The 12447-nt window shown below is 38.4% G+C and carries 17 protein-coding genes and 1 pseudogene; 3 read left to right on the forward strand and 15 right to left on the reverse strand.

From position 1 onward, the window contains the following. Positions 1-125 precede the first annotated feature (125 nt). Positions 126-1058 (forward strand): annotated as a pseudogene (locus F946_RS09465) (IS5 family transposase). 150 nt (positions 1059-1208) lie between these two features. On the opposite strand, the gene trxB reads toward F946_RS09465, so the two are convergent. The 8 genes from trxB to F946_RS09505 form a co-directional block, all read right to left on the reverse strand. Next, positions 1209-2162, reverse strand: a complete 954-nt coding sequence (trxB, locus tag F946_RS09470) for a thioredoxin-disulfide reductase (protein WP_004981603.1) — start codon at positions 2160-2162, stop codon at positions 1209-1211. 17 nt (positions 2163-2179) lie between these two features. Then, entirely contained in the window at positions 2180-2884 is a 705-nt protein-coding gene (gene arsH / locus F946_RS09475; RefSeq protein ID WP_004981607.1) for an arsenical resistance protein ArsH, read from the reverse strand. 5 nt (positions 2885-2889) lie between these two features. Next, positions 2890-3957 (reverse strand): ACR3 family arsenite efflux transporter, encoded by a 1068-nt coding sequence (gene arsB / locus F946_RS09480; RefSeq protein WP_004981610.1) that lies wholly within the window; start codon positions 3955-3957, stop codon positions 2890-2892. Positions 3958-3964: 7 nt separating this feature from the next. Then, on the reverse strand, positions 3965-4438 hold the full coding sequence (locus F946_RS09485; protein ID WP_004981612.1) for an arsenate reductase ArsC: 474 nt from the start codon (positions 4436-4438) through the stop codon (positions 3965-3967). A 7-nt stretch (positions 4439-4445) separates the two neighbouring features. Further along, positions 4446-4766, reverse strand: a complete 321-nt coding sequence (locus tag F946_RS09490) for a metalloregulator ArsR/SmtB family transcription factor (protein ID WP_004981615.1) — start codon at positions 4764-4766, stop codon at positions 4446-4448. Between the two features lie 57 nt (positions 4767-4823). After that, complete coding sequence (arsC, locus tag F946_RS09495; protein ID WP_004981624.1) at positions 4824-5258, reverse strand: arsenate reductase (glutaredoxin); 435 nt, start codon at positions 5256-5258, stop codon at positions 4824-4826. Between the two features lie 193 nt (positions 5259-5451). Beyond that, positions 5452-5994, reverse strand: coding sequence for a cysteine hydrolase family protein (locus tag F946_RS09500; protein WP_004981626.1), 543 nt, complete (start codon positions 5992-5994; stop codon positions 5452-5454). Between the two features lie 84 nt (positions 5995-6078). Beyond that, complete coding sequence (locus tag F946_RS09505) at positions 6079-6963, reverse strand: MBL fold metallo-hydrolase (protein WP_004981629.1); 885 nt, start codon at positions 6961-6963, stop codon at positions 6079-6081. A 132-nt stretch (positions 6964-7095) separates the two neighbouring features. On the opposite strand from F946_RS09505, the gene F946_RS09510 reads away from it, so the two are divergent. Beyond that, positions 7096-8064, forward strand: a complete 969-nt coding sequence (locus tag F946_RS09510; protein WP_004981631.1) for a GlxA family transcriptional regulator — start codon at positions 7096-7098, stop codon at positions 8062-8064. 52 nt (positions 8065-8116) lie between these two features. On the opposite strand, the gene F946_RS17180 is transcribed toward F946_RS09510, so the two are convergent. From F946_RS17180 to F946_RS09540, 7 genes are all read right to left on the reverse strand, one after another. Then, positions 8117-8266: a hypothetical protein gene (locus tag F946_RS17180; RefSeq protein WP_155118243.1), complete on the reverse strand. Its 150-nt coding sequence runs from the start codon at positions 8264-8266 to the stop codon at positions 8117-8119. Positions 8267-8452: 186 nt separating this feature from the next. Continuing rightward, entirely contained in the window at positions 8453-8680 is a 228-nt protein-coding gene (locus tag F946_RS09515; RefSeq protein WP_004981635.1) for a hypothetical protein, read from the reverse strand. A gap of 215 nt (positions 8681-8895) precedes the next feature. Then, entirely contained in the window at positions 8896-9081 is a 186-nt protein-coding gene (locus F946_RS09520; RefSeq protein WP_004981638.1) for a zf-HC2 domain-containing protein, read from the reverse strand. Continuing rightward, the gene (locus F946_RS09525; RefSeq protein ID WP_004981640.1) at positions 9075-9695 is read right to left on the reverse strand and encodes an RNA polymerase factor sigma-70; all 621 of its coding nucleotides are present in this window, start codon (positions 9693-9695) and stop codon (positions 9075-9077) included. Before F946_RS09525 ends, F946_RS09520 begins: the two co-directional genes overlap by 7 nt. Beyond that, a complete protein-coding gene (locus F946_RS09530) occupies positions 9692-10450 on the reverse strand; it encodes an HvfC family RiPP maturation protein (protein ID WP_004981642.1) in 759 nt (252 codons plus the stop codon). The genes F946_RS09525 and F946_RS09530 overlap by 4 nt, the downstream gene beginning before the upstream one ends. Beyond that, complete coding sequence (locus F946_RS09535) at positions 10401-11261, reverse strand: HvfB family MNIO-type RiPP peptide maturase (protein ID WP_004981644.1); 861 nt, start codon at positions 11259-11261, stop codon at positions 10401-10403. Before F946_RS09535 ends, F946_RS09530 begins: the two co-directional genes overlap by 50 nt. Before the next feature lie 70 nt (positions 11262-11331). Continuing rightward, positions 11332-11640 (reverse strand): HvfA family oxazolone/thioamide-modified RiPP metallophore, encoded by a 309-nt coding sequence (locus F946_RS09540; protein WP_004981646.1) that lies wholly within the window; start codon positions 11638-11640, stop codon positions 11332-11334. A 158-nt stretch (positions 11641-11798) separates the two neighbouring features. Here F946_RS09540 and F946_RS09545 point away from each other — a divergent pair, with 158 nt between their 5' ends. Further along, positions 11799-12443, forward strand: coding sequence for an HvfX family Cu-binding RiPP maturation protein (locus F946_RS09545; RefSeq protein ID WP_004981648.1), 645 nt, complete (start codon positions 11799-11801; stop codon positions 12441-12443). Positions 12444-12447 lie beyond the last annotated feature (4 nt).

The raw sequence follows: 12447 nt of genomic DNA on the forward strand, positions 1-12447 counted from the left end.
GTTACTTCAAAACTAAAACTTATTAAGTAATAAAGCAATATCTATAAGCGGTTCAGTTCCTATAGTAGATGGGCTTTGTTGCACAAACCTAGCCTAGAAGGTTTATTCAGTCCTATAATTTCAATATGAATAAGCCTACTCCTAAAATCTATCGTACAACTAACTGGTCTTCCTACAATCGTGCCCTCATTAACCGGGGTAATATTTCCATTTGGTTTGATCCAAACACTCAATGGTATGCACAATCACACGGCAAACAAGTTAGAAATCAAACTTACTCTGATACCGCTATTCAATGCTGTTTAATGATCAAATCCTTATTCAGACTCTCTTTACGAATGGTCACGGGTTTTGTTTAAAGTCTGATTAAACTGTGTGGATTAAATTGGACTGCGCCAGATTACAGCACGCTTTGTCGAAGACAAAAACATATTGATATTGCGATTAGCTATCAAAAAAGTAGCGATGGGTTACATCTACTTGTGGACTCAACTGACTTGAAGTTTCTAGGTGAAGGTGAATGGAAATGTAAAAAACATGGACCTGAATATCGTCGCCAATGGCGTAAGCTGCATATTGGTATTGCTGCTGAAACGCTGCAAATACGTGCAGTACAACTTACTACAAATAATGTAAGTGATTCGCAAGTACTCGGTGATTTACTTGCTCAAATTCCTTTAGATGAACGAATTGACTCAGTCTATACCGATGGTGCTTATGACACGAAGCACTGCAGACAAGTCATTTTAGATCGAGATGCATATGCGGTCATTCCGCCAAGAAAAAATGCAAAACCATGGAAAGATCAGAAATTGAGATCTTTAGAGCGGAATGAATTACTAAAAACAGTGAAACGTTTAGGAAGAACGCTTTGGAAAAAATGGTCAGGTTATCATCGTCGAAGTTTGGTCGAAACCAAGATGCATTCCATCAAATTATTGGGCGATAAATTAACAGCAAGGAGTTTTCTTAGTCAGGTAAGTGAGATTCATGCACGCATAGCTGTATTGAATAAATTTACAGAATTAGGTCGTCCTCATACCCAAATTCTCACTTGAGTTCTGCTCAAGTGAGCAGAGTTCTGTCTTTTAAATCTTTGTGCAACAAAGCCTTGTCATAATCAAAATAACGCCCAGTCCGCTCAACAGACTGGGCGTATTTCATGCAATTTTCAAGCGTTTAAATGAGCCTTTCAATTGCTCAATTGATCAATTGATCAATTGAGCAAGATACTTTTCGGCATCCAAAGCTGCCATACAGCCTGAGCCTGCCGAAGTAATTGCTTGGCGATAAATGCTGTCCGCAACGTCACCCGCAGCAAATACCCCTGCCACAGAAGTTGCTGTTGCATTGCCTGAAGTACCACTTTGTACTTGAATGTAGCCATCACGTAGGTTGAGTTGACCGTCAAACATACCTGTATTTGGTTTGTGACCAATAGCAAGAAATAAGCCATGAACTTCAACGTCTTGTATGCTTTCGTCCAAAGTTGACTTCAAGCGGACTGACGTGACACCAGTATTATCACCCAAAACTTCATCAACTTGATTGTTCCAAAGAATACTAATTTTGCCTTCTTTTTCTTTGCCAAAAAGTTGATCTTGTAGAATTTTCTCTGAACGTAAACTATCTCTACGGTGAACTAAGGTGACATGTTCTGCAATATTAGAAAGATAAAGCGCTTCTTCAACTGCTGTGTTACCACCACCAACGACCATGACTTTTTGGTTCTTATAGAAGAAACCATCACAAGTTGCACATGCACTGACACCTTGACCCATGAATTTAGCTTCAGATTCAAGACCCAAGTATTGTGCTGTCGCACCTGTGGCAATAATCAGTGCATCACAGGTGAACTCTTCCATGTCGCCTTTAAGTACAAATGGACGGACGCTTAAATCGACTTCATTGATGTGGTCATACACAATCTCTGTGCCAAAGCGTTCAGCATGGACTTGCATTCGCTCCATAAGTGCGGGACCAGTTAAACCTTCTGGGTCGCCCGGCCAATTATCTACCTCAGTGGTCGTGGTTAATTGACCACCAAGTTGTAACCCCGCAATTAATGTCGGTTTTAAGTTTGCACGTGCGGCATACACAGCAGCACTATAACCCGCAGGTCCTGAACCTAAGATCACAAATTTAGAATGTCTCTTTTGCATTTCTGATCACCTAGAGTTTATAAACTACGTTGATTGACACGCTTGGATAATTCTTCAGCAGACTCTTTGCGCTCTGAATAACGATTTGTGAGGTACTGACTTTGCCCGCGGGTGAGTAGGGTGAATTTATATAATTCTTCCATCACATCCACAATCCGATCATAGAAGGCTGAAGGTTTCATCCGTCCATCATCTTCAAACTCTAAAAAAGCTTTGGGAATAGACGATTGGTTTGGAATGGTGATCATCCGCATCCAACGACCTAGAATACGCATCTGATTTAAACTGTTAAAGGACTGCGATCCACCACTGACTTGCATGAGCGCCAAAGTCTTGCCTTGGGTTGCACGAATTGCACCACCTGCCAATGGTATCCAGTCAATTTGCGATTTAAAGATTGAACTCATAGAGCCATGACGCTCAGGTGAACACCACACCATCCCTTCTGCCCAAGCGAGTAAATCATGCAATTCTTTAACCTTTGGATGCTCAATGTCCACATCTTCAGGTAAAGGTAGACCTTTAGGATGAAAAATTTTTACTTCGGCACCAAACTGCTCCAAGATACGCCCTGCTTCCATCACCGCCAATCGGCTGTATGAACGCTCACGGTTAGAACCATACAGCAGTAAAATACGCGGTGGATGATCTAGCGCTTTGGCCTGTACTTTTTCTAAAGTCGGTTGATCCAAGAGATTCATATCTACATTTGGGAGAGTCATAGAAATTACACCTCTGCTTTAAAAAACTTTTTTCTAAGCCACAAAGACACACTGACTAAAGCAATCAGCACTGGTACTTCAACCAGTGGACCAATTACAGTAGTAAACGCCACAGGTGAAGCTAAACCAAAAGTCGCAATCGCGACGGCCAGCGCCAATTCAAAATTATTTCCCGCAGCAGTAAAAGAAATGGCTGTGGTTTTAGGATAATCGTTCCCCATCCATTTGCTCATGAAGAAGCTGATGAAGAACATCACGATAAAGTAAATGGTCAATGGAATCGCAATACGCAAGACATCCATCGGTAAGCTCACTACGTCGTTCCCTTTGAGACTAAACATCGCCACAATCGTGAATAATAAAGCCAACAAACTCAGTGGACTGATCTTAGGTAAGAAGACATTTTGATACCAATCCAGACCTTTAGCTTTCACTAGAGTGAATCGCGTCATAAAGCCAAGGAAAAATGGAATTCCCAAATACACCAGTACCGCATGGGTAATCGTCCAGAAATCGACATTGATCACTTGCCCTGCAACACCAAAATAAGGTGGTAAGAAGGTCAAGAACAACCAAGCATAGGTACTGAAAAATAAAATTTGGAAGATACTGTTAAATGCCACCAATGCAGCAACATATTGGTTATCCCCACAGGCCAAACCGTTCCACACCAAGACCATCGCAATACAACGAGCCAGTCCTATCAGGATTAAGCCTGTCATATACTCTGGATAGCTGTGTAGAAAAATGATGGCTAAGGCAAACATCAGAACAGGTGCTATCAGCCAGTTCTGCACCAAAGACAAAGTTAAGGTTTTTTTGTCTTTAAACACTTGTGGTAGCGCTGCATAATCCACTTTGGCTAATGGTGGGTACATCATCAAAATCAAACCAATCGCAATCGCAATCGCAATCGCAATCGCAATCGGGATATTGACTGAATCCACACTCATTTTGTCCAAAGCGACAGAAGCTTGCGGAAAGAACACGCCTATCGCAATTCCCAACGCCATAGCAATAAAAATCCATAGCGTCAGGTTACGATCTAAAAAAGATAATCTTTGTTGAGCCATGATGTTCTCATTCAATATGCGAAATTTGATTGATTGCGGCAATCAAATCTGGGCGAGACATATGCGCTGTATCGAGTGCCAATAAAGCGTCTAAGCGACGGTTGATATGATCAACAGTGACTTGGAATGCTTTGAGCTTTTCTTCTTTCGGTAAATCCAAATGTGAAGGATCGACCAAACCCCAATGTGCTTTAATTGCACCACCTAAATACAGCGGGCATGCTTCTTGAGCTGCCGAATCACAGACGGTAATCACAACGTCAGGTTGGTATTGTTCGCAGTCATCAATGGTTTTACTCCACAAACCTTCGGTTGAAAGACCTAAGTTTTCCAGAGTTTCAATGGTCAATGGATGCACCTGTCCAGATGGTTTGCTACCTGCACTGTAAGCTTTCCACCCTTCAGGCGCACGACTATTAAACAGCACTTCTGACAGGATGCTACGGCAACTATTTCCAGTACATAAAAAAAGAAATTTCATATTTTTACTACTCGCAATAACTATTGATTTGCTGAAAGGATGGTGCAACTTTTGGCTGTATATCGGTATTGTTAAGGGTGTTAAGTACGTCTACGCACCAAGTGGGTAAATTGGGATTGAGACTGTAATAAACCCATTGCCCTTGACGTCGATCTTGTAAGAGACCCGAAGAACGCAGTAAGGCTAAATGCCGTGAAATCTTGGGTTGGCTCAGCTGTAATTTTTCAGTCAAATCACAAACACACTGTTCATTATTCCCAAGAACCAACATAACAATGTTGAATCGCGTTTCATCAGCCAAACATTTAAAGAAATTGATTTGATCCATATTTTTACTCACTCAAACATATGGATATATCAATATTCACATATATCCATGAAATTTTTATTTCAATCTCTGCCCATTCGCATCAATCACTTGCTCACCGTCTTCTTTAGTGAAAGCACCCTTTTGCGGTAAAGGCAAAATCTCCAGCACAATTTCAGAAGGACGACTTAAACGAGTTCCTCGTTCAGTGACCACGAATGGACGGTTAATTAAAATTGGATACTGAAGCATAAAGCACAATAATTGGTCTTCGGTCCAGTCTTCATTGTCAATTCCTAAATCTATATATGGATCAACATTCTTACGAATCGCCTCTCGCACCGTTAAACCTGCATCCGCGATCATTTGAATCAGTTCATTTTTAGATGGAGGTGTTACAAGGTACTCAATCACTTCAGGTTCAATATTGGCATTACGAATTAATGCCAATGTATTACGTGATGTACCACATTCAGGATTGTGATAGATCTTCACTTTTGGAGTAGCAGTCATTTGCTAAAACTCAATCGAATCTTTACATATATTTATATATGAATAAACATATATGCAATTCCATATTTTACTTTAAAGCATTACCATTTTGTCCAGCACAATGAGCAGACAATAAAAAGCCTGATAAATAATCAGGCTTTTTATTGTCTAATTTTAGATTTAGCATAAAGTTAATTTTAGAAAATCTTAATCTTTAGCTAACATAATCTTCAGTTGATATCACTTGAGCATATGCAAATTCAAAAGCGGCCATTAATGTTGCATGAACATGACCAGCAGGTACTTTAACGCCATTAAATTCTAGGTCTAGCGTTGCACAAGCATCATGAATAACCCTTACCTTATAACCAAAGTCAGAAGCAGCACGAACAGCAGCATCAACACACATATGGCTCATAGCACCAATCACGACTAGCTCAGTCACGTGATTGCTATCTAAAATTTCTTTGAGATTCGTATTTAAGAACGCGTTGATGTGATTTTTAATGACCACAGTTTCATCTGCTTGTGGCTTAACTGTGTCCTGAAATTCAATACCAATTGAGTCAGGTTGAAATATAGGCGATTCAGCATTCGCAATATGCTGGACATGAATCACTTGAGTACCGTCTTGACGTGCTTTCGTAATTACTTTCACTGCATTAGCAGCAGCTTGTTCAATATTTACCAATGGTAATTTACCTGTAGGTAGATATTCATTTTGTAAGTCGATCACTAATAAAGCTGATTTTGACATATCTTTTCCTTTATTTAACTAACATTTATTTTGCTCTACTTAGGATTTTAAAGAAGTGGGAGCATTCCACTTCTTTAAGTTACTTTAGAAAGAAAGCGTTTCACCATCGATAGGAATTAAAACCTTATCTTGGATTCCTTTGTCTTTTACATATTCTGCAAGCTGAGCACGTGTTACCGACATGTGGTTAATGGCATCCATGTGAACAGCAATAACTTTGGCATTTGGCGCTTTCTGAGTTGCTCGGTAAGTATCTTCTTTGCCCATAATAATGGATTCTTTAAAGCCATTAACTAAAGCGTTACCTGTATTTAATACAATCACATCCGGTTTAAAAGATTGAATTGCTTGATCAACTTCAGGACGCCAAATGGTATCACCAGCCACATAAACCGTTTCATGGCCATTAGCTTCAAATACCATACCCATTGCTTCACCTAATCCAGCTTTGAGTTTAGGAATACGGTACATAGCATCAGTACCGTGTTGACCACCAATTTTAGTGAGTTTAATGCCTTCAAACGTTGTTTGTGTTAATACACGAACATCTTTAAAACCCTGTGACTGGATGACTTTTTGGTCTTCTTTATTCTGTACAAACAAAGGCATATTTTTTGGAATAGTCGCTTGTGCTGCATCATCCCAATGATCTAAATGTGTATGGGTCACGATCACCGCATCTACACCTTCTAAAATCGTTTCAGGCTTGATGGGCAAATCGACTAATGGGTTACGTAAATAGCTACGATGAGTATCAGGAAAGCCTTCATAGAAGCCTTTTTTCGCAAACATTGGGTCAATTAAAAAAGTTGTATCAGCATAGGTTACTTTAATCGTTGCATTGCGAATTTCTTGTATATGCGTCACTTTAGAGGTATCTCGCTGAACTACTTTATCATTCGCATATAAATTGACTGAAGCCATTGCCAGAGAGAGTGTAATAAGAGAACTACTTAAAATTTGATTCATGTTACAGATCCAATCATTTAGTCATACTTGGATCATGATAGAAATCATCAAACAAAAAAACTGTCCTTAAGGACAATCATCGAAACTATTGGGACAATATGCTATATTCATTATTTTAGAGAGGTTGGTTGAATGGCTATACCAGTGATTGGATTGTTCGTCTATCCCAATATAAATCCATTTCACTTCTCTATTCCCCACATTATCTTCAATATCCAAATTGAAGATAAGTCCTTATTTGACCTTAAAATTTTTTCTATAGATGGCCAGCCTGTAAAAACAGAACAATCCATGGTGATTATGCCTGATGGTGGGATCGAACTTATTAAAGAGTCGGATCTTATTATTATTCCTGGGTGGGATGATTTTAATCACGAGCCTGAACAAGTACTTATCGATGCCCTAAATTGTGCATATCAGACTGGAATTAGAATTGTAGGGTTATGCTATGGAACTTATGCATTAGCATATGCTGGCTTACTTGACCATAAAAAAGCAGCTACGCACTGGATGGCTGAACAAGATTTCAGTGAGCGATTTCCACAGGTTCAGCTTGATCATGATGCCTTGTATGTAGAAGACCAAAGGATCGTAACCTCTGCTGGAACAGGCGCAGCGTTAGACTGCTGTTTGTACTTGGTACGTGAAATCTATAATGCACAAATTGCGAATAGAGTCTCTAGAGTAATGGTAATTCCGCCTCACCGTGAAGGTGGGCAAGCTCAGTTTATTGAACAGCCAGTAGCAGAATCGAGCCAAGATGCACAAATTAACCTATTACTTGATTTTTTAAGAACGAATTTAGCTGTACAACATAATATTGAAAGCCTAGCTGAACGAACACATATGACACGTAGGACGTTCACACGGCATTTTAAGAAGGCTACAGGTATGACCTTAGTCGATTGGCTGAATACTGAAAGAATCAGATTAAGTTGTGAACTCTTAGAAACGACAAACTTGTCGATTGAAAAGATAACCGAGCTTTCAGGTTTTAATAATACAGTGTCATTTAGAAAAAATTTTCGTGAAAAATATAGCACCAGCCCTCAGGCATGGAGAAAAGCTTTTGGGATCAACACTAAAGATCTGCAGCTCTAAGTAAAATATTTGTAATTTTAACAGTTCAGCATGGATGGCCTTTACGTTAAGGCTATTCATTGGTTAATAGCGTGATTTCAGCAGGGGTATAACCACGCTCATAAAGGATGCTGCAAATGGCTGCTCTAAGATTTTGGCAGCTAGATTTTTGAATTTTTTTGAGTAAGTCCAAATCACTATAACTACTTAAGTTATATTTCATCTCAAGAACTTTTGAATTTGGTGTTGAATAAAAGGAATGTAAGAACTTACGTATTCGGGGGCGCATATAGAGCACAAAAAAATAATGGATTATTATCTTATCGAATTTTTTCACAGTAGAAAAGTGGGTACTCTTAATTTTAATATTGCACTTAGACTTCAAATTTTTTTATTCAAGTAGATGATTTTACTCAAAGTGAAGCTGGTATTCATCCGTCGTGATTTTGATTTTTAAACGCTTATATTTTCTTTTCGTCGCACTTAACGCTGAATTGGTCACTTCTGCATGAAACTTAGGATCATTCATTAACTCATGAAATAGCTTATATCCCATCAATACTTTACTGATCTTTTTATTTTCTTTCAGTGTGTTTTCAATTATTTGGTCTAAATCACTTACAGAAAAGTTATACATACCGCCCTCTTCACAACGCAAATTTGACTAATAAATGTACAGAATAATCACAAATAAAGAAACTGATATAAAATATTTTCCTTTAAAAAAAATAGATTTTATAAAACAAACATAAGCATTCACGTACAAATTCTCAAAATCGAATTAATAGTTATTTTATATTACTCACATCAACTTAGCCTGAGGACTTTGTATTTGGAAAAAGCAGATACGAGCTACTTACCCTCATCAAAATTTTTAAACTCTTTGGAAAGCTGACTAAGTGTTTTGACTTGCTTTCCATAACGACGACATGAACGGCATGCCAACAAATGAATTTGTAAATTAGTCTGTTCTAGAAACAGAAGGGGTCTGTCTAATCTTTCAGATAATAATTGGGTGGCTTGGAGACACGTTAGCATGAGCAATCCTCCTTCAATAACCATTTATTTTCTAAGCATTCACGTAATCTTGTTCGACTTCTATACATAAGTACATTTAAGTTAGTAACAGTAATTCCGAGCTTTTCACAAATTTCATCTGAACTCAGTTCAATCATTTCTCTAAGCATAAAAACTTGTGCATATTTGGCTGGTAAGTGATTCAAACAGGCATTAAAAATGATCCAAAAATCATGTTGCTCCAACATCTCTTCTGGACTAGGCCAAGCTTGAGGTGCTTCATATTTATGCCAATGTCCAGACGCATCAAATAACGCATCTATACTTAATTCGCTTTCCTCATCATTAAACAACTCGCTCATTGTCATCAAACGAGATTTTTGTCGAATTAAATCAATAATTTTGTTTTTTAAAATAGCAAACACCCATGTTTTAAAAGCTGCCCGACCAGTAAAAGAACTAATATGTTGGTATGCACTGGCTAATGCTTCTTGAACAGCATCTTCAGCAAGTTGAAATGAGGACAATTGTAAAATGGCAAACTTCAACATTTGTTGTCTGAGTTCGATTAAAAAGGCTGGGCTTTGCAGTTGTTGCAATATTTCCTCATCCCTATTTGCTGGTTCTACGCTCATCCCTTTTCCTCATCATTGTTATTGGGAGCATCTAACAATTTCAATCGGGTTAATAACTCTTTTAACCCATAGATCTGTGTTTGGATCTGGGTATTAGAAAAATCAGGGAATGTCGCTTTTATTAAATTCTTAATGTCTTGTTCAACTAACTCTTGTTGATTGAGTTGTTCAATGACCACTGCAAATAAAGCAGATAAGGTTTCTATGCAGATATGATCTTGATCATTTCGCCATACCATGATGACACTCGGCATATGCTCAATTTCAGAAATGCTCATACGTGACGACCATTGATAGACTGGATATTGATAAACGAGCACCCAGACTTGGGTTTTTAATTGCCATTTATCCTGCAAAGTCACCTTTTTTTTTGCAATTTCAATGGTATCTAAATAGAGTTCAAGCCACTCATACTGTAAGAGCTCAGATAACCAAGGATATTCTTTTAAAATAGGATGGTGACAGTCTGTCAGATACTCTCTAAATTGTAGGGAAATATCATTATAAAACGGTGAATCGCATTGCGCTTTTTGAAAGAATTCATTTAATAGCTTTTGCCACTTTAACTCAGGCAAGATTGCTCGAGTTACTGGATAAACCAAGTTAATAAAAGAACAAACATTATTAAAAAGTAAATCTCGATAAATCTGCATTCTTTCCGCAGGAAGTGCTTTCGGTAATTCAGATTGAGGAGAACGAATCCAGTTACAAAACTGCTGCTGCGTCGCGTGGAAAGATATTTGCTCTATTTTCATTACCGCCCTCCTGCTGCATTATTGTAATTTTGGTCATTTCATCTTGTAACGCTTTCCACGATGGAATATTAAAATCACGCTCAAGTAAGGTTGGCTTTACACCGCAGACTTGATACGTATATTGCAGTAATTGCCAAACAGAATCACACACTTCTGCGCCATGCGTATCAATCAATAGATCATGTTCAACTTGTTCATGTCCCGCAATATGTATATAACGAATCCGCTCTTTTGGCATTGCTCGAATAAAAGCGTAGCCATCACTGCCATGATTTATACTGTTTACATAGACATTATTCACATCAAGTAGTAATTCACAGTCAGCTTGCTGAAGTACTTCAGAAACAAAATCGGATTCACTCATCTCAGCATTTGGCATTAAATAGGTTGAGACATTTTCAACCACCAACCTTTTTCCTAAAATATCTTGGACACGTAAAATACGTTCAGCCACATATTTGACCGCAGTCTCTGTCATTGGAATCGGCATCAAGTCGTATAAGTAGCCACTATCATATGTATAGCTTAAATGTTCAGAATAAATCGGGACATGATAATCTGCTAAGAAACTTTTAATCTGTTGAATAAATTCAATATTGAGCGGATGAGGTCCTCCAATCGATAATGATAGTCCATGACATATTAATGGTGCTTTTTCTACGCATCGTGCTAATAGCTTTGCATGCCGACCACCAAAACCCATCCAATTTTCAGGTGCAATCTCTATAAAGTCCGGCGCTTTTTCAGCACTAAGAAATTCATCTATAAAATCCCTTCTCAGCCCAAGCCCTACACCAGCTAAATCAACCATAGTGATACTCCAATTTTGGAAGTGATGCCGACTATGTGATCCATAGCGACATCATTTTCTAACTGATTGACTATTTAGCGCCACATTTGCCATCAGCAACTTTTTTATCAGCACCACATTTCGCATCTGCTGCTTTCTTGGTTGCACCACATTTACCATCTGCTGCTTTTTTATCAGCGCCACATTTTGCTTCAGTGGTCTTTTCGTGTTTATGCATTTTATTTGCACCACACTTAGCTTCACCACATTTGCCATCAGCCGCTTTACTTGCATGTGTTTCTGTCGCATGAGTAGTTGTTGCTGCGGATACTTGAGTTACACCAACTACAGATAAAGCTAATAGTGCTGCGACTGATGTGATTGAGTTTAGTTTGTTCATTTTTCTATTCCTTTAAGATAATTTCTCGGTTTGTACTTAGGTACATGTTGTTAGACGACTTAAACTGACATTTATTACAGTCCAAATTAAAAATTATGTAAGAAATACCGTTATCACCCGACTAATGACTATTCAATCGCATTGGGTGTGAATTTATCATGAACAACGTTATCTATCTTTTATCAGAAAAATTCCAAAAATTTTGTAGTGTCATAAAACATGGTGATGGTATTGCAGCACTTGCACTAAGACTTTATTTAGTTCCGATATTCTGGATGGCGGGTACAAATAAATTTACCCATTTTCAAGATACAGTCGAATGGTTCGGTGATACTGATTGGGGTTTAGGTCTACCATTTCCTACACTGCTGGCTGCACTCGCAACTTCGACTGAAATTATGGGGGCTATTCTGTTAGCGTTAGGCTTATTAACCCGCTTTATCAGCATTCCACTCATTATCACCATGTTAGTTGCTATCGTTACGGTACATTTACCGAATGGATGGCAAGCAATTGCTGATCCCAATGCGCCATTTGCTAGTGCTCAGGTGATTGCTTCATCTGAAAAGTTAGAAAAGGCTCGTCAGATATTAGAGACGTATGGAAATTATGACTGGTTAACTTCAAGTGGATCATTTGTCATCTTAAATAATGGTATTGAGTTTGCAGTAACTTACTTAGTCATGCTGTTAGCTTTATTGGTACTCGGTGGTGGGCGCTACCTAAGTTTTGATTACTGGCTGAAGCCTATATTTTTAAATATCAAAAGGGCTTTGTTGCACAAAGCTGTTCGTAAGCTCTGATTCA

Origin of the sequence: Acinetobacter johnsonii ANC 3681 (genome assembly GCF_000368805.1) — a bacterium.
GTDB lineage: Bacteria > Pseudomonadota > Gammaproteobacteria > Pseudomonadales > Moraxellaceae > Acinetobacter > Acinetobacter johnsonii.